Origin of the sequence: Fibrisoma montanum (genome assembly GCF_003583365.1) — a bacterium.
Taxonomy (GTDB): domain Bacteria; phylum Bacteroidota; class Bacteroidia; order Cytophagales; family Spirosomataceae; genus Fibrisoma; species Fibrisoma montanum.
The window spans coordinates 33,799-51,763 of sequence record NZ_QXED01000020.1; the positions used below are offsets into that span (position 1 = coordinate 33,799).

Annotated in this window: 11 protein-coding genes and 1 CRISPR repeat array; of the genes, 4 read left to right on the forward strand and 7 right to left on the reverse strand. The window is 57.3% G+C overall.

The features are described from left to right. Positions 1 to 79 precede the first annotated feature (79 nt). Positions 80 to 2,011, reverse strand: coding sequence for a beta-N-acetylhexosaminidase (locus DYU11_RS32575; RefSeq protein ID WP_119671942.1), 1,932 nt, complete (start codon positions 2,009 to 2,011; stop codon positions 80 to 82). Positions 2,012 to 2,039: 28 nt separating this feature from the next. Here DYU11_RS32575 and DYU11_RS33900 point away from each other — a divergent pair, with 28 nt between their 5' ends. Next, the gene (locus tag DYU11_RS33900) at positions 2,040 to 2,165 is read left to right on the forward strand and encodes a hypothetical protein (protein WP_262697209.1); all 126 of its coding nucleotides are present in this window, start codon (positions 2,040 to 2,042) and stop codon (positions 2,163 to 2,165) included. A gap of 1 nt (position 2,166) precedes the next feature. Here DYU11_RS33900 and DYU11_RS32580 read toward each other — a convergent pair whose 3' ends face one another. Beyond that, positions 2,167 to 3,060 carry an AraC family transcriptional regulator gene (locus DYU11_RS32580; protein ID WP_119671943.1) on the reverse strand — a complete coding sequence of 298 codons (894 nt, stop codon included), beginning with the start codon at positions 3,058 to 3,060 and terminating at the stop codon, positions 2,167 to 2,169. A gap of 174 nt (positions 3,061 to 3,234) precedes the next feature. On the opposite strand from DYU11_RS32580, the gene DYU11_RS32585 reads away from it, so the two are divergent. Further along, positions 3,235 to 3,789 carry an RNA polymerase sigma factor gene (locus tag DYU11_RS32585; protein ID WP_158600407.1) on the forward strand — a complete coding sequence of 185 codons (555 nt, stop codon included), beginning with the start codon at positions 3,235 to 3,237 and terminating at the stop codon, positions 3,787 to 3,789. A gap of 84 nt (positions 3,790 to 3,873) precedes the next feature. Here the strand turns inward: DYU11_RS32585 and DYU11_RS32590 are convergent, their stop codons facing one another. Next, positions 3,874 to 5,223 (reverse strand): Gfo/Idh/MocA family oxidoreductase, encoded by a 1,350-nt coding sequence (locus DYU11_RS32590; RefSeq protein ID WP_119671945.1) that lies wholly within the window; start codon positions 5,221 to 5,223, stop codon positions 3,874 to 3,876. A gap of 290 nt (positions 5,224 to 5,513) precedes the next feature. Between DYU11_RS32590 and DYU11_RS33555 the strand changes: the two genes are divergently transcribed. Next, positions 5,514 to 5,675, forward strand: a complete 162-nt coding sequence (locus DYU11_RS33555; protein WP_199736869.1) for a hypothetical protein — start codon at positions 5,514 to 5,516, stop codon at positions 5,673 to 5,675. Between the two features lie 27 nt (positions 5,676 to 5,702). On the opposite strand, the gene DYU11_RS32595 is transcribed toward DYU11_RS33555, so the two are convergent. Further along, complete coding sequence (locus tag DYU11_RS32595; RefSeq protein ID WP_119671946.1) at positions 5,703 to 7,508, reverse strand: PQQ-dependent sugar dehydrogenase; 1,806 nt, start codon at positions 7,506 to 7,508, stop codon at positions 5,703 to 5,705. Positions 7,509 to 7,919: 411 nt separating this feature from the next. On the opposite strand from DYU11_RS32595, the gene DYU11_RS32600 reads away from it, so the two are divergent. After that, positions 7,920 to 8,285, forward strand: a complete 366-nt coding sequence (locus DYU11_RS32600; RefSeq protein WP_147368099.1) for a hypothetical protein — start codon at positions 7,920 to 7,922, stop codon at positions 8,283 to 8,285. 40 nt (positions 8,286 to 8,325) lie between these two features. Here the strand turns inward: DYU11_RS32600 and DYU11_RS32605 are convergent, their stop codons facing one another. The 3 genes from DYU11_RS32605 to DYU11_RS32615 all read right to left on the reverse strand — a co-directional run bounded on the left by DYU11_RS32605 (position 8,326) and on the right by DYU11_RS32615 (position 16,529). Beyond that, on the reverse strand, positions 8,326 to 11,760 hold the full coding sequence (locus DYU11_RS32605; protein ID WP_229366176.1) for a VCBS repeat-containing protein: 3,435 nt from the start codon (positions 11,758 to 11,760) through the stop codon (positions 8,326 to 8,328). Positions 11,761 to 11,846: 86 nt separating this feature from the next. Next, a complete protein-coding gene (locus DYU11_RS32610) occupies positions 11,847 to 13,385 on the reverse strand; it encodes a RagB/SusD family nutrient uptake outer membrane protein (RefSeq protein ID WP_119671949.1) in 1,539 nt (512 codons plus the stop codon). An 18-nt stretch (positions 13,386 to 13,403) separates the two neighbouring features. Then, a complete protein-coding gene (locus tag DYU11_RS32615; RefSeq protein WP_119671950.1) occupies positions 13,404 to 16,529 on the reverse strand; it encodes a SusC/RagA family TonB-linked outer membrane protein in 3,126 nt (1,041 codons plus the stop codon). 390 nt (positions 16,530 to 16,919) lie between these two features. Beyond that, a CRISPR array of direct repeats spans positions 16,920 to 17,845; the repeat unit is 37 nt; unit sequence GTCTTAATCCTTATTCTTCTGGAAGTGGTACTCTGAC. Positions 17,846 to 17,965 lie beyond the last annotated feature (120 nt).

Here is a 17,965-nt window from a genome sequence, read left to right on the forward strand (position 1 = left end):
AAATCGGTACTATTTTACAAACTTTTTTTACCCGAACCATCAGTACACACAACCGACAGACGTCGACTCGACCAGTCATCTAAAACATACCCATGGCTTTGTTCAGCCGCTGCTGCAGGGCCGTACGCGGCAACGTAATGAAGTGCCCAATCGGCTGGCCGTTGCGATACGGCTGTACCCGGAGCGTAATGGGTCCATCAGGCAGTTCGACCGGCTGGGCATACACGGCCGATTGGCGGTCGGGCATGGTATCGTCAAACGAATAACGCAGTTCAATACCCGGCACTTCGGTTTCCATCTCCAGCATCAGTTTGTCGCCGTTCTGACGGGTCCGGATGATGGGGTCATAGATTGCCCGCGATACGTTGATTCCGGCCTGATCGGCCCGCTCGAAGTGATTTTCCATACGCTGCACGAAACGCTCCCAGTTTTTTGCGGCTGCCGGCGACCAGTACACCTCGGCCAGGGCCCAGCCCCGCGGCCAGGTCATGTACTGAGCGTAGCGCAGCGTTGGAATCTGCTCCGTCCAGAGGTTACCCTGTCCGCCAAGAATGCGTTTGGCGTCCACCCCGGCCGGAACCGGCTCAAAACCATAGCACTTTTTCAGGCGCAGGTTGGCATAGATCGGCGGGTCGATGGTCGGCTCGCCCTGCACGTAGTCGAGGTAGGCGTAGGTTGTAGGCGTCATCACTACGTCGTGGCCCATCTGGGCCGCTTCGATGCCCCCTTTCGTACCCCGCCAGCTCATTACGGTTGCCCCCGGCGAAATGCCCCCTTCCAGAATTTCGTCCCAGCCCAGCAGCTTTTTGCCTTTGGCAGCCAGGATTTTCTCCACACGGTTCATAAAATACCCCTGCAGGTCTTCGACGTGCCGGATGCCGAGCTTCTTCATCAGCGCCTGACAGCCGGGATCGTTCGCCCAGTAGCCTTTGTAGCATTCGTCGCCCCCGACGTGGATGTACTGGTTCGGAAACAGCTGCGCCATTTCGGTAAAGACCTTATCCAGAAACTCGTACACCTTCTCGTCGGAGGGGTTGAGGGTATTTTCGACCTTCATCCGGAACGTACCATTGCCGTACCACTCCGAAAACGGCGTACCCGGATTCACGCTGACCGGCTGTTTGGTACAGCTCAGCTCGGGATACGCAGCCAGAGCGGCCATGCTGTGGCCCGGTACGTCGACCTCCGGCACAATTGTTACGTTCCGGTCGCTGGCATAACGGATAATCTCGCGGATATCGTCCTGCGTGTAGAATCCACCAACCGGCGTCGGTTCGCCCGGTTTTGGTTCGGCCCGGTCGCCGAAGTGGCCGCTGCGGGCCACGCGCCAGGCCCCAACCTGCGTCAGTTTAGGCAGCGATTTGATTTCAATGCGCCAGCCGTTGTCGTCGGTCAGGTGCCAGTGGAACGTATTGAATTTGTAGCGGGCCATCTGGTCGATGTACTGCTTCACTTCATCTTTGGTAAAGAAATGCCGGCTCACATCCAGCATGATTCCCCGCCAGCCAAACCGTGGGTAATCGGTAATGCGCACGGCCGGTGCCGTCCAGACCGCCGATGCTACGCTGGGGCTCTCAACGTCTTTGGGGAACAACTGCAGCAACGACTGCATGCCGTAGAACAGGCCCGCCGGCTGGTTGGCCGATAGCATTACGCCCTTCGGCGTTACGTTCAGCGTGTACCCTTCGCGGCCAAGGGTTTCGCTGGGTTGCGCGTTGAGCTGGAGGTGCACGCTACCCGCCTTACCGGCGCGGGGACGCAGCGCGAAACCCGTAGAGCGGTTCAGGAACTGGGCCAGCTGTCCGGCAACGGCTTCGGCAGCCTGGCCGTCGTACGTGATGGTACTGGCTTTTGTCAGCCGGAACTGGCCGGTCTGGGGCGTAAGCTCCACCGGCTGGGGAATAAGGTGAATAGACGAGGCCCCATCCGTCCGGGTTGTGGTCGACTGGGCCAGACCAGGCTGAACAACCGTCAGCGAGGCACTAAATAAAGCAGCAATCAGAAGTTTCATCGGGGATTGTTTTAACTGAAACGTTACGATGTACCAGCAGAAGGATGCGCAGGCCGTAATTTACCCTTCCGGTATCGGTGTGGCCCTGCAACAGTACGTTGGTAAATCGGGCCTGCCGGGCAAGGGTAAGCCGTGGCCGGTTCATGCCGCATGAGCTACGGCACCAGTTCAGGGAGTCGCGTCGGCTTCAGGTACTGCTGCTGGTACTTGAGCGGACTCATGCCCATAACCGCCCTGAAATATTTGTTGAAGTTGGAGACGGAATTGAACCCACTTTCGTAGCCTACCCGGGCAATACTGGTTTTGTTGGCCAGCAGTAGACTACAGGCTTTTCCAACCCGAAGCTCGGTCAGAAACTGGCTGTACGTTTTTCGGTTGTGCGCTTTGAAATACCGGCAGAACGCGTTGGGGCTCATAGTAGCTACGTCGGCGATCTGCTGTAAGGTAATGGGCCGCTGAAAATTTTCGAGGGAGTATTGCAGAATCCGGTTAATGCGTTCCGTGTCCACTTCATCGGTCGGCCGGAACAGGGTGGCCGTTGTCAGCAGGGTCCGTTCGTCCGAGTGGGCAATCTGATCGAGTATATCCAGCAGCAGAGTGATTCGTTTCAGGCCATTGGCGTTCAGCAGGAGCCGTAGTTTCCGGGCCACCGCCTTCTGCAACGCGCCGTGTAGCCGCATACCCAGCCGGGCGGTTTCGAGCAGACTCCGTACGTCGCGGCTTTCGGGTAGCTGCAGGAACGATTTACCCAGGCATTCCTCCTTGAAGTGAACGACCGTAGCAATCGCCCGGCGGGTGCTGTCCTCGGCAAAATACGCATCGTCGCAGCGCCAGTAGTGCGGCAGGTTCGAGCCAATCAGCAGCAGGTCGCCCGCCGAAAACGGCTGAATCCGATCGCCGATGAACTGCGTACCACTCCCCGCTTCCAGGTGTACCAGCTCCACATCCGGGTGGTAATGCCAGCGATTGTAGAAGTAAGGCACGATATCCCGGCGAACGCTGAACGACTGTTCGGATTTTAACGGAACGGTGAGTAGTTGAGGCTTCACACGTAAAAATTAGCAAAATTTTGCCATTCAATAGCACATGATTGGTAAAATATGAGCAAATCTGGCTAATCCGGTAGAACAGCCCTATCTCTCTTTTCGCTCAATTTGCATAGTTGGGTACGACGCCCTGCTCAACCGTTTCGGTGTCAGATGGCACTTGCTTCTAAACTCTGTATGAAAAAATCCATTTCCCTACACGCATCCGTCGGCGACAAAGCCTTATGGCAGCAGACATTAGCTGGTGACAAGCAGGCGTTTGGCCAGTTATACGTACGCTTCTACCACGCATTGAAGCATTACGGTCGCCGACTCGCCGACGACGACGAGCTGATCGAGGATAGCATTCAGGATTTGTTTCTGACGGTCTGGCAAACCCGCCAGTCGCTCAACGCCAACGCGCCCGCCGGCTACTACCTTGCCAGCGCTTTACGCCACGCGATCAACCGGCGACTGATGAAACAGCTGACGACGGAAAGCCCCAGCGAATCATCGGTCTGGTGCCAGTCGTCGGAGGATGACTACCTGAAAGCGGAAGAAGAACACCACCGGAAACACCTCCTCGACAAGGCTCTGCGCAGACTAAGCCCGCGTCAGCAGCAGGTACTGCACCTTCATTTTTTCGAGGCAAAATCGCACCACGAGATTCGTCAGATCATGCAGATTTCGTCGCAGTCGGTTTATAATGCCCTGTGTCGCAGCCTGAAAACCCTGCGGGCAACCTGCGTCTGACCCAGCCGTCAGAACGCACAGGGTCGGTTGCTGATCAATCCGAAGAGATCAACAACCGACCCTGTATCCTGCACCGGCAGTCCGCTACGTGAGGAGCGGAGGCTCCCAGCCTTTTTCGTAATCGCGGCTCCAGAGTTTCATGGCCTTCTTGTCCTTGACATGCCCGTTGGTTTCATCAACGGCCAGGTCACTGTTGGTGCGGTAGGCGATGTTGGCCAGGTGGCAGAGCAGCACACTCTTGGCACCTTCCTCGATGGGCGAGTTCTGCTTTTCCTTGCCCCGAACGGCCTCGAAGAAGTTAACGACGTGGCGAGTCGTCATGTCGCCCCCTCCGCCAAGCGCCGTACCGGCTTCCGCCCCCTGCGCTTTGCGCTCTTTGGTCAGTTTGCCCTCGCGGCTATACAGTCTGTAGCCGTCGCGGTCAACATAAGCCGACCCGTTGGTGCCGTAGATGATTACCCCCCGGTCGGAGCCGAAGGTTTTGTAGCCGTTGCGGCACTGGCACTCCCACTTGATGACCTTATCCCCGGCGTACCGGTACGTAGCATCCATGGTATCATACATGGTCCAGCCATCGTCGGCAAAATGACGTTTGGCCGCTTCGACACTTACCTGCTGGGGGTGCTCAACCTGCAACGCCCAGCGCGCTACGTCCAGCTCGTGGGTACCGTTGTTGCCCGCTTCGGCGGTGCCGTAGGTCCAGCCATACCAGTGCCAGTTGTAATCCCAGGTATCGTGCTGATACGGTTGCCGGGGAGCGGGCCCCTGAAACAGTTCCCAGTCCAGCCCGTCGGGGACGGGAGCCGCTTTCGGAACAGGTACCGCGCCCCGGTTGGCGATGTAAAAAGCCACCGCTTTGTAGGGCTGCCCAATGGCGCCACCGTGAATCTGATTCATCAGATCGATGGACTCAACGGCCGAACGCTGCTGGTTGCCCATCTGGATCACCTTGTTGTATTTTTTAGGCAGCATCGACAGGATTTCGCCTTCGCGGGGGTTATGGCTGCACGGCTTCTCGACGTACACGTGCTTACCGGCCTGCACCGCCAGCCAGGTCCCCGGCGCGTGCCAGTGGTCGGGGGTAGCGTTGATGAGCACATCCACGTCCTTGTCGGCCAGCACTTTGCGAATGTCGTTCTCCAGCTTTGGTTTGTAATCAATGTGCTTACCGAACTTCTGCAGGGCCGACTCCCGCTGTTTCTGCATCACGTCGCACAGATACAGCAACTCTACGTTGCTCGACTTCAGGGCGATCGGTTCGTAGTAGGCCCCCAACCGGCGGCCTAAGCCGGCGATGGCGACCTGAAGCCGTTCGTTAGCCCCAATGATCCGGTTGTAGCTGCGGGCGGTCATGCCCTTGGCCAGCCCACCTATGGCGACTCCGGCGGTACCGAGGGCGGCTGTTTTGATAAATTCTCGGCGAGAATGCTCCATACGTTTGTCTGCTAAATGCTTAGGTGTGCGGTTGTTCCATCAAAAGAGGAGTTTACCCCCGGAAGCAACTGCCTTTTTACCAAAAGACAGCGACGTGCTGCTTTTACCAGCTTTCGGCCGAAAACAGATGAACTTCAGGGTAACGCCGGTATCAAACTGGTACGCCGGACCGGTTTGGGGTAACCGGTCGGTGTAGTCCCTTTACAGCCAAAAAAATCAAAAATTATATACACCTGTATTGAACTATTCCATCTGATTCGGGGTCATTAGTATACGACCTTTCTCCAACCATGATGACTCAACCGCAACTTACCCAACTCGCCGACGATCCTGAACTCTTAACGCCCCTGCAACAGACGGCCGTTAACCTCATGATCCTGTTCCCGGACCTCCCCCACGACGAGGCCCTGCTTCAGGCAAAAGCGTGGGTCGGATTTTTTGCGATCGAATGACTCTCATGCTCCGCGTTCAGCCCTGCTCTACCGGGGCTGGCAGCTTTTGATCCGGTAGATTTTACCGTCCGATTTCGTGTACAGATAAAAGGCATTGTTGAGCCCCACGCCGAAACGGAGGTCGGTTTTCTGAGCGCCCGTGAGCGTCCGAAACGTGGTTACGCTATCGCCCACCGCAAGCTGCAGTTCCTCGATGGAGGCCTGTCTGCCCAGGCGTAACTGATCGCTGTCGACGTAAAAAACCCGTCCGTTCACAATGTCCCCGAAGATGTATTTACCCGTCAGCAGAGGAATGTCCGAGCCGGTGTACACAAACCCGCCCGAAAAGGCATTGCCCTCGTCGTGATCGTAGAGTGCAACGGGATAGACGTATTGAAGGGCAGCGTCATTTTCGGGCAGTGCATACACCTTATCCATTTTTCCGCGGTAGTTGATCACCAGCAGCCCTTCGCGTTCCGGCCAGCCATAATCTGCCCCGGCCACGCCCAGGTTCAACTCTTCCGCGTTGGCGTGGCCAATGTCGGAGATCAGCATCTTGCCGTCGGGAGCCCAGGTGATGCGGTTGGGATTCCGGAAACCCCGGCAGAAAATTTCCCCCAGCGTAGCCGGGTCGTTGTCCTGCGCGTAGGGATTGCCGGGCGGAATACCGTACCGGCCGTTCTGGCTGTTCCGCCCCTGCGGATCGATCCGGAGCACCGAACTCCAGATCCGGCTCTTCGAATTACAGATAAACGGAAAGCCGTTTTCGGTGGCTCCACCGTCGCCCACACCGATGTATAACAGGCCATAGTCCGGACTGCCCGGTTTGGCCAATGGATTGAACGTAATCTCCTGAACGCCGTGAATGGGCGACACCATGTTCACGCGCATCAGCTCCCGGCCCGATCCGGCAAACGTCGCGCCGGCCGGGTTGGGTAGTTTCCACTCGGTCAGGACCCATTGCAGCGTTACCCGGATCGAATCGGGATACGCAAAATCGGCGGGGGCCGTGTTGGCTTTTTCCGTGTGGGTGGTGTAGAAAAGCCCGTTTTTGTAAAAGTCCGGGTGGAAAGCATAACTACCGAAACCGGTGGCGTGACCCGGGGCGTGAATGAAGTTGGGGCGCTCCTTCCGCATGTCCATGTACACCCGGAGTTTATCATTCACGAGTTCGTAGAGCGTACCGCGCAGGTCTTCCAGAAACAGCCGATCGGTTGGACCGGGCAGCACGAGCATCTTGTTGATCCGGGCGAGCGGGGCCTTTTCAGCGCTGGCTGGTGCCGTAATGACCTCTTCCAGGCTGATCCGCAGACCTGAGCTGGCAATCCGGGCCGGAATGGGGTCCTGAATCGGTGGGCCCAGCCGGGCAGTCTCGGCCTCCGACGGTTTCTGCTTCTGGTTGGCGCGGATGTACGACATAAGGGCCTGCACATCGCCATCGCTCAGGCTCGTAAAGGCGGGCATCGCCTGCTTGTATTCCTCAAACAGCCGGACGGCCCGGGCATCTCCGCGCTGGATTACGTCCGGGGCGTTGCGGATGAATTGCCGTATCCAGTCGGGCGATGCATGGCTGGTGACCTCCGACAAGTTGGGTCCGATTCCTTTCTGCAGAAAATTATGGCAGGCCGAGCAGTTGCTTTGAAACAACTGCTGTCCTTTCGCCAATACCTGCTTGTCGGTAGAATACGGATTTGCGGCCGAAGCCACCCGCGCCGTCGATGTCGCCGGTTTTTGGGCAACCGGGCGCTGTGCGTTTACCGACCAGCCGCTGAGCGTCCCGAGCAAAAGTGCCAGGACCCGTATCGATTGTTTACACGTCGGAATGTTCAATGAAGGGCAGGTAGGTATAGGCATCAGAATAAGGTGTTGCTTCGTGATGGAACGCGGGTTGTGCACGCCCCCATCAACATCACTGTTTATCAGTTATTTATATCTTTTATTATGACTCTGACCAGAACGCGCAGTTGCCGGAAGGACTACCAACCACGTATTGAAGGCTACGGAATTAGCCATACCTTCCGTTGGTTTTTGACACCGGATGCCGCTTGTTGTCGTCACAATCAGTATCCGGCGCCGTGCTTTCTTTAAAGAGAACACAGCGCTGGTTTATAATCATGTACGCGCCAAAAAATATAGCCACGGCCCGACTCCGCTCCTGTGTCGTACGACAAAAAAATGAGCCAGTACCTCTTTTTTGCGGTCCTTTAGCCGGTCCCGCTGGTTATGACAACGAATTAACAAAGCAGGCAGAAACAGGCTATGAGAATGCGTTGGATAGGATTGGTAGGACTCGCTCAGTGGCTGCTGAGCAGTTGTTCAACGGGCGTTCGGGACATCGACTTTGAGGGAAGGCGCTACTGGATAACGGTCGACGCGGATTCGGCAAAGGGCGTGGACAGCGCTCAACTGGCGCAGCTGCGTACGGTAGAAACGGTGTATGGCTTCAGTAAAAACGGTCGGGGTCGACAATATATCAGACAGGGCACGGTTTCAGAAGCTGCCCTATTCAACTGGCAGATCATCGGCGATAGCCTCCAGATCAACCAGGCTACCTTCAGCGTCGAAAAACTGGACAACGGGTTTAAGCTCAGCTCCGATTCGGTGGTGTTGTTCATGCACCAGAAACCCTGATTCTCATCGTCACCCAGGCAGGCCGGCAACCGCCACTGGCCTACCAGCTGTGCAGCACGATTCGGCCGTTGTTCGTCGCCGTCAGGATCTGGTTGCCGGAGGGTAGCCGGTACGACTTCCGGGTATCGCCCCGTAGACGCAGGCCACTCGTTTCGGGATCAACCGCGGTGAACCTACCCTTGCCGTTACCGAGCAGCAGTACGCCCTGCGACGCGTCCTGACGCCCCATGTTCACCTCGTTGGCGTAGAAATTCCCTGTTGCGATGGCATCGGGCTGACCGTCCCGGTTGAAATCATCGATGACAAAGCCGGCTACCGGGGCCTGCTGCACCGGCAGGGGTAACGGCCGAAGCCGGAACTGGCCATTACCCAAGTTTTCGGCGTAGCAGCTTTGTAATTGAGCCACCTGCCCTACCCACGCCCCCTCCCGCTCGTCCGGCGCAAACAGGTCGGCAAAGGTTACGTCGGCGTAGTCAACGTAGCGCGGGTACTTCCGGCGGAACTGGATAATCTGCTGATTCAGGGCGTCGCGCGGGAGGGCCGGATAGCATTGGCCCTGCAGGAAATACCCCATGATCGGGTCCATCTGCCCGTCCTGATTGAAATCCTTCGCCAGGATTCGTACCGGTTCTTCGGCCGACGCCCGGTAAATGGTGTTCAGCCCTTCGTTGCCCAGCAGCAGGTCGGGGTCGCCGTCGTGGTCAAAGTCGGCCGCCGATACGCAGTTCCACCAGCCGGCTGACTGAGTGAATGCGTGACTTGCTGACTGAACGAATGTTTTGCCGTTGTTCGTCAATACAATCGGTGGCATCCACTCACCCACCAGCACCAGGTCCGTGTTGGAGTCGCCATCTACGTCGAGCGGGAGCGCGTCGCAGACCATCCCGGCCTGCAGAAGTGCCGGGGCAACCTGCCGGGTTACGTCCGCAAACCGTCCGTTGTCGTTCCGAAGCAGGTAACTGCTGGCGGGCATGGGGTACCGACCGGGAAGCTGTCGCCCGGTGATGAGCAGGTCGGCATCCCCGTCGCGGTCGTAATCAAGGGCGCGGACCGCCTGGCTGCTGACCGATAACCGGGGCATGGCATCCGGCACGGGCGTAAACGTACAACCTTCGTTTCCACGGGGACCGTTTCCACGTCGGCCGTCTCCACGGGGGCCGTTTCCACGTCGGCCATCATTTCGGTAGAGTATGGGCTGGTAGGCCTCTGCTACCGCCAGTGGCCGTTCGCTGCCCCCGCCGACCAGCAGAATGTCGAGGTCCCGGTCATTATCGGCGTCGACCAGCAGGACGTCCCCGGCTTCCATGGGGCTGTTCGTTAGCCAGACTTCCGCCCGGAAGCCGCCCCCCGCCTTTCCCCAGAACAGGGTTCCCGCGCTGCCTCGGTACGATGGACCGACTACTACGTCGGTTAGACCATCGCCGTTCAGGTCGCCCACGCCAACGGCCGGGCCGCTCCGCGACAGCATCTTGTGGAGGGCCGGGGTCGTTTTGAAATCTACATAATCCGATTCCTGGTGGACGAACTGAAACTGGCCGGTATCCGCCCGAAAAAGCGGTTTCGGCGGTGAAGCCGGGGCCGATGGTGCCGGACGGCTGTCGGCTTGCCGAAAAAGCAGCCGCTGGTTGACGGTCACCCGGTAGCGCGTTTCCACCCGCCCATCGGGCCAGCGTACCTGCACTGAATCGAGGGATGGGGCCGTGCCGGTACCGATGACCAGCCCCGGCTCGACCGACGACAGGTACCCGCGTACCGGCTGGTTTTCGTAACGTTGTTTCTGGCCCTTCTGCCAGACGGTCAGCGTAGCGCCCAGACCGGTTCGGTTGCCGGTTTCGCCCGCAAAGGAAACGGCCAGAAAGCCGCGTTGCCCCTGTTCGCGGCTTGTGTTGCGAAAGATGGAGGCCTCCTGGTCGATGTTGTTCACAATCAGGTCGAGGTCGCCATCCCGGTCGAGATCGGCGTAGGCGGCTCCGTTGGCATACGACAGTTCGTCGAGACCCCACGCGGCCGATACGTCCTGAAACGCCAGCGTACCGGCCGAGTCGCCCATGCGGTTCCGAAAGGCAAAATTGCGAAGCTTTACTTCGGGGATTTTGTCCAGCAGTTTCGCCCGCCGTTGCTGCCGGGCCGAGTCGGTACCGAACAGGTCAAAGTCTTCGGTGAAGTTGATAAAATCGCGGTCGGTGACGTTTTTGCGGTACCCGTTGGTAATGAACACGTCGCGGTGACCGTCGAGGTCAAGGTCGGCCAGGAGCACCGACCAGCTCCAGTCCGTGCGGGCCAGTCCGGCCAGCAGGCCCACTTCGCTGAACATCGGCAGGCCGTTGTGATTGCCGGTATTGAGTTGCAGCGTATTGCGCATGTACTGCAACTGGTAGCCGTACTGTGGTCGAAGGCTGAGCTCTTTCCGGTCAAAATCCTGCCCGGCCAGCATCTGTTTCAGCCGCTGGTTCGACTCGGGCAGCATATCGAGTTGCAGCAGGTCGGGCCGGCCGTCGTTGTTCAGATCGCCCGCGTCGATACCCATGCCGTAGAGGCTGGTGTGGGCCGCGGCTTCCCGAACCACGTTTCTGAACGTACCGTCACCCTGATTCAGGTACAGTATGTCGCTGCTGAGAAAATCGTTGGAGCAGTAGATATCGGGAAAGCCGTCGCTGTTCAGGTCCGAAACGACAACCCCCAGCCCCAGCCCCTCAAACCGGACCCCGGCTTCTTTCGACACGTCCGTAAAAAGGGGCAGGGGTTGCAGGGATGGCGGGGGTTGCCTGGTCCCCTGCACACCGTGCAATCCCTGCAACCCCTGCTTCCTTTCTACCGTCATGTTCCGGTACAACCGGTCGGTTGAGGGATACGTACCGTCGTTGATGGCCGGGCGCAGGTAGTTGGGATTCTGGACGTCCGGGGCCGTATTGAGCAGAAAACAGTCCAGGTCGCCGTCGCGGTCGTAGTCAACGAAAGCGGCCTGGGTAGTAAATCCGTCATAATCGAGACCATAGCGGGCGGCTTCCTCCCGGAACGTAGGCCGGGCAGTTCGCTGGTTGATGAACAGCAGGTTGCGCGTGTTTTTGAAGCGGGGGTGAGCCGCAACCCCGACGTAGATGTCGTCCCAGCCGTCCTGGTTGATGTCTACCACCGAAACCCCCGTACACCAGCGGTCGGTGGTTACCCCGGCGGCTTCCGTAATGTCCTGAAACCGCAGGGCGGTGGAATCACTCTGATTGAGGTACAACCGGCAACTGACCTGATTGCCGGAGAAAAACAGATCGGGCCGACCGTCGCGGTTGAAGTCGCCGACGCCGACGCCCCCGCCGTTGTAGAAGTTGGTAAACGTGAACGCATTCAGCGTATCGCTTGCGGTGATGGTGTTGGTAAAGGAAACGCCCGAATCGTCGGGATCAACTTGTTCAAAAAGCCGTTGCCGTCCATCCCCACAGCCTGTCAGGCACAAGCCCGTGAGCAAAGGAATGAACCGCAAAGACGCCAAGCAAAAACGCAAAGAGCGCGAAGTTTCCTTTGCACCCTTTGCGTTCGTCAATACACGTTTTACTGTCACAATCACCGTTAATACCCTGGGTTCTGGTCTTTGATATCGAGCGCCGGGCTGTTGTCGATTTCCTGCTGCGGAATGGGCAGCAGTTCGTGCTTATTAGCCTGGAAGTACGTCAGCGGCTCCGTTTTCAGCTTCTTGTTCTTCCGCCACCGAACGATGTCGAAGTTGCGAATCTGCTCAGCTGCCAGTTCAACCATGCGCTCGTGTACAATTGCATCGAATACCTGGTCTTTGTTGGCAACCGGGTAATTTTTGGTCGGGTACGGCGGCATGGCCACGCTCTTCCGCGCCCGCACCTGGTTCAACAACGAGATCGCTGCGGGCGAGTTGCCGAGTTCGTTCTCGCACTCGGCCATCAGCAGCAGCACGTCGGCATAGCGCATGATCCGCATGTTGATGCCACTCTGCTGGTTGGCGGCATTGGACTTGTACATCAGGGAGTATTTCCGCCAGCTTACCTTGAGCGTTCTGCCGTTCACCGTCGAGGTATTGCCCTGCACCATGGTAGACGTCAGGACGGTGGTGCCATTGTTGAACATGTCTCCTTCCGACCAGTACGAAAACGCGTAGCGCGGATCATCCTTGGTATCGCCTTTCGCTGTCATTTCGTATTCGTTCAGAATCCTGTTGGACGGGATCACGTTGCGCCACGCAATGGCCGCGTATTCCTGCGACCGAACGGTTTCTTCCTGCACGGCTGCTCCATCGCTGTCGGCACCCCAGTTGTAAGCCCCTCCCGATGGCGCATACACCACCTCGAAGATTGACTCGGCGTTGAACTCCCCTTCTTCGGTGGTTATGTCCACGTAGTTGTCCACCAGCCGGTACAGCCCCGAGTCGATGATCTTTTTCAACTCCGTCCGGGCGTTGGTGTAGTCACCCATTTGCAGGTAGATGCGGGCCATCAGCAGTTGGGCGGCCGATTTGGTAGCCCGGCCCAGGTTAGCCCCCGAATAGCTGGCGGCCAGCCCTTTTTCGGCTTCTTTCAGGTCGGCAATCGCAAAATCGTAGACGTCTTTCTGCGGAGAGCGGGGCAGTGAGCCGTTCACGGACTTAACGAATTCCTTGTAGAGCGGAACGCCCCCGAAGAACGTAGCCAGTTCGTAGTACGCCCAGGCCCGCAGGAACCGCGCTTCGCCCAGCAGCCGGTCACGGGCAGCCGCCGGTACACCCTGCACCTGAGACCCTTTTTCCAGCACGACGTTAGCGCGGTGGATGGTCCGGTACCAGCCCTGCCAGATGTTGTTTACCAGGCCGTTGCCGGTATCATGCACCCCGATAAGCAACTGGTTGCGGGGTGTTTCGAGCTGCCCACCCCCCGACGCCATCTCGTCGCTACGCAGATCGTGGGTGAAGAACCACTCCCGCGACACCAGGCTGTTGGACTGAACCAGGGCGTAGATGCCGTTCACACCCGCCGTCAGTTCGCTCTCGTTGTTAAAATACGTATCGAACGTAACGCCGTTCGGGTTTATCTTATTCAGTTCGTCGTCGCTGCAGCTTACGGCCAGGCCAATCGACAGCGCACTTAGTAACAGTACCTTTTTCATGTTTTTTCTGTGAATGGATTAGAAACCAAGATTTAAACCAACAATAAGCGTACGGGCCTGCGGGTAGTTAGCGTAGTCGATCCCATTGTTGAGGAGGTTACCGCCCCGGGTTGCAATTTCCGGGTCATAGCCCGTGTACTTCGTAAAGGTGAGCAGGTTGTTGCTCGACACGTACACCCGAAGCCGGTTCATGTAGCCGCGGGTCGTTTTGCTGAGCACGGCCGACGGCAGCGTGTAGCCGATGCTCAGGTTTTTCAGCCGCAGGTAGGAGCCATCTTCGAGAAAGCGGTCCGATGTGCGCGAGTTCTGGTTGGGGTCGCCACTGATCGAGCGCGGCACATCCGTATTGGTATTCTGCGGAGTCCAGGCGTTCAGTACGTCGGTGGTGGCGTTGAACAGCCGGAGCTGGCCCTGACCGATTACCTTCGTCCCGTTGTAGATCTTGTTGCCGGCTACGCCCTGGAAGAACACGGTAAAGTCAAAGTTCCTGTAATTACCGGTCAGGTTGAGGCCGTAGTTGAACTTGGGAATGTAGCTGCCCAGGTACGTCCGGTCGTTGGCGTCGATCCGGCCGTCGCCGTTCAGGTCGCGGAACCGGATGTCGCCGGGGGCGGTCCGGTCGTTCTGGTAGAACGTAGCGTTATTCCCATCGATCGCGTTGGCGGCTTCGATCTCGCCCTGGTTCTGGAAAATACCATCGACCACCCACCCGTAGAACGACTGGATCGGCTGCCCAACTTCGGTCCGGGTGATATCAAACCCGCCAAAGTCGGCATTGGACCCCGAGTTGATCGTCGCGTTGGGCGTGGCCAGGTTCAGCACCTTGTTCCGCACCAGGTCGAACACGCCCGTTGCCGACCACTGGAAGCTCTTGCCGGTGTGGTTGTAGCCCAGGGCCAGTTCCAGCCCCCGGTTGCGGATGCTGCCCACGTTGGCCAGCGGGCTGTTTGAGTACCCCAGCGAGTTGGCCAGCGGCACCCGCAGCAGCAGGCCGTCGGTCTGCCGCTCATACACATCGGCCGTCAGGCTGATCCGGTTGTTCAGCAGCGACAGGTCGAAGCCGACGTCGGTCGTGTTGTTGATCTCCCAACTCAGATCGCTGTTGCTCAGTACGTTGATGTAGGAGCCCAGCTGCGTTGCGTTGTTGAATGGATAGAGGGTGTTGTTGGCCAGCACCAACGCCTGCCATTCGTAGTCGCCGATGGCGTTGAAGCCGGTCCGACCGTAGCTGGCCCGCAGCTTCAGTTCGGAGATCAGCGGCACATTCTTCATGAACGTTTCCTCGCTGATACGCCAGCCGACTGAAGCCGCCGGGAACGTACCCCACTTGCGGCCGGGTGCGAACTTCGACGACCCGTCGCGACGAACCGACGCGCTCAGCAGGTATTTGCCGCCGTACTCGTAGTTGATCCGCCCTACGTACGAAATGAGCAGGTTTTCGTTGAGTGAGCTGTTGCCGTTGGGGTTCGATACGCCCTGAATGACCTGGATGTTGTTGTCGGGGCGCTGACCACTGGCCGATATGCTCCGCGATTCCGCCGACTGCCGCTCGGCAATGGCCGTGGCGTTGATGTAGTGCTTACCAAAGGTTTTGTCGAAGGTAAGCTGGTTGGTCAGCAGCAGCGAGAAGAAGTTGTTGCGGTTTTCCGATACGTTGGCAATCAGGCGGCTGCGGTTGCCGTCGCTGTAGATGGGCAGGAATCCGTTGAAGCGCGTCGTCGCGAAGTCGGCTCCGACCGTGAATTTGTAGCGGAGCCAGTCGGCAAACCGGATTTCGGTGAACACCGTACCGAGGAGTTTCACGCCCCGGTCGGTCTGGAACTGCTGTTCCTGTTCGGCCACGCGGAGGGGGTTTTCGGGGTCGGTAGCGTCGAGGCCCTGGGCCGTGGTGCTGAAACCACCGATCTTGGTCGGGTCCCGGACGGGCCAGTACGGGGTCATCCGCATGATGTTCATCACGAGGCTGCGGCCACCGCCATCGCGTTCGAGCCGCCGGAAATCCGTCGACGCCAGCAGCGTCTGGCCCACGGTCAGAAACTTACTGAACTTATGGTCGGAGTTGATCCGGAAGCTCTGCCGGTTGTAGTCCGTAAAGGGCAGGATACCCTGCTGGCTGAAGTGCCCCACCGACATATAGAAGCGCGACTGGGCATTTCCGCCCGTGATGGACAGCTGGTTGTCAGTGATGGGGGCGTTGCGGAACATGACATCCTGCCAGTCGGTATCGGTCTGGGCAAACGTCTGCGTAGCGCCATCGTAGATCGGCGTATTCAGGTTATTGAAACGCCCCGGCACCGGCTGCCCGGAAGCCGTCAGCAGGGCCGTACCGTAGCGGATGTACTCGTCGCGGTTGAGCAGATCGAGCGTGCGCCAGGCCGACTGCGTACCGTAATACGAGTCTATGTTGATGTTGATCTTGCCGTTGTTGGATCCTTTTTTGGTCGTGATCAGGATCACGCCGTTGGCCGCCCGCGAGCCGTAGATGGCCGCGGCACTGGCGTCTTTGAGGACCTCCAGCGACTCGATATCCTTGGGGTCGATGTTGTTCAGGCCCCCGGCCGGTACGCCGTCGATGACGTAGAGCGGGTTTGGGTTCAGGCTGATGGAGCCAACCCCCCGCACCCGCACGACGGGCTCAACCCCGGGGCTGCTGTTGTTGACAATAGAAACGCCCGGTACGCGTCCCTGCAGCGCCTGCTGGGGACTGATAACGGGCAGGGCTTTGAGTTCCTTGGGCGTTACGGTCGACACGGCCGCCGTCAGCGACGATTTCCGCTGGGTACCGTAGCCGACCACGACCACTTCGTTCAGTGCCTGCTGATCGTCGGCCAGTTGAATGCTGATGGTCGACTGGTTACCAACGGAAACCTCCTGACTGACGTACCCAATATAACTAAACACGAGGGTTGCCGACGAGTTGGCATTGATCGTATAGCGCCCATCCCGGTCGGTAGCCGTACCGCGATTGGTACCTTTAACAACCACGTTAACGCCGGGCAGAGGCCCACCCTGGCTGTTGGTTACGGTACCGGTCACCTGCTGGGCAAATGCAGTGCCAACGGCCAGAAAAAAGAAAAGGATTAGTGTACCAAATGGCCGCATCAGAGTGGCAGTAACGGGCCGTGAACAGGTAGAATGCTTCATATAATTAAAGAGGGTATAGTGATTGGTAAACTTAAGTATATGCAGATATAATTTAATTATTCAAAGGTATTGTATTAAACGAGAAATCAAAGTGTTAGCGATATTTTGTACAATCAGACTTGTTATAAGGATTTTTTCTAGGCAGTCGGGTGAGATCAGAGTATTATACACGTTTTCGGAGCGTGTATACATTGACTGAACAGCGGGGAGAGCGGCACCGTTGGCCGGGTGGGAAACTAGTGCAAGAAGGGGGAATTTGGCCCCGCCGGCCGGGGTACGTATCGACTTTAGTTAGAGGATTGACGGAGGCCGGGTTGAGTAACCAAAGCCCCCGTTTATCTGGCTTCGTTTGAAGTAAAACAGCAGACGTATAGAAAGCACTGTTAACCACTTTTTATTCTTATTCTTCTGGAAGTGGTACTCTGACCCTTCGCCAAAATGAAGGAACGCGGGTACGTGTGGGAGTCTTAATCCTTATTCTTCTGGAAGTGGTACTCTGACCCCTAACGAACAGATGGAACAGACACCCGAACAGCAGTAGTCTTAATCCTTATTCTTCTGGAAGTGGTACTCTGACTCAGCGTGGGCGAAGGCGAAGGCCGTAAGCAGTGGACCGTGTCTTAATCCTTATTCTTCTGGAAGTGGTACTCTGACCTATAAGGATCGCTATGGAACCCGACTTCTGGAGCTACTTGTCTTAATCCTTATTCTTCTGGAAGTGGTACTCTGACACCTTCGTCTGGAACGGCACCAACTACGAACTAATGTCTTAATCCTTATTCTTCTGGAAGTGGTACTCTGACACAACGTAACCGTCACGGACGGTACTGCAACGGGAATTTCAGGTCTTAATCCTTATTCTTCTGGAAGTGGTACTCTGACCGGGCTGAATACGCCGAAGTTGTCGACATAAAGGATGCGTCTTAATCCTTATTCTTCTGGAAGTGGTACTCTGACGATAAGCAGACCGGCTTATGTGAGTTGCACGAAAAAGTCTTAATCCTTATTCTTCTGGAAGTGGTACTCTGACTATGTCCCTTAGCGCGCTACTGGGGGAAGAAAACATGTCTTAATCCTTATTCTTCTGGAAGTGATACTCTGACGAGGGCGGCATTGTCGCAGTGGTTGAGTTCTGCCTGTCTTAATCCTTATTCTTCTGGAAGTGGTACTCTGACTGATTTAAATGTGGCTAAAATTAAATATGAAGTCTTAATCCTTATTCTTCTGGAAGTGGTACTCTGACACTATGAAACCCGACCGCGAATGCACCCGCTGCGGAGTCTTAATCCTTATTCTTCTGGAAGTGGTATGTCTTAGCCCCCTATTAGTTGGACAGATTTTCTAAAACGGTTGAGTCACACACCACTGCTTTCTCCCACTTTTCTTGCGGGGTAATAAAGTCTAGGGATCGGTGACGCCTTGCATAGTTGTAATGG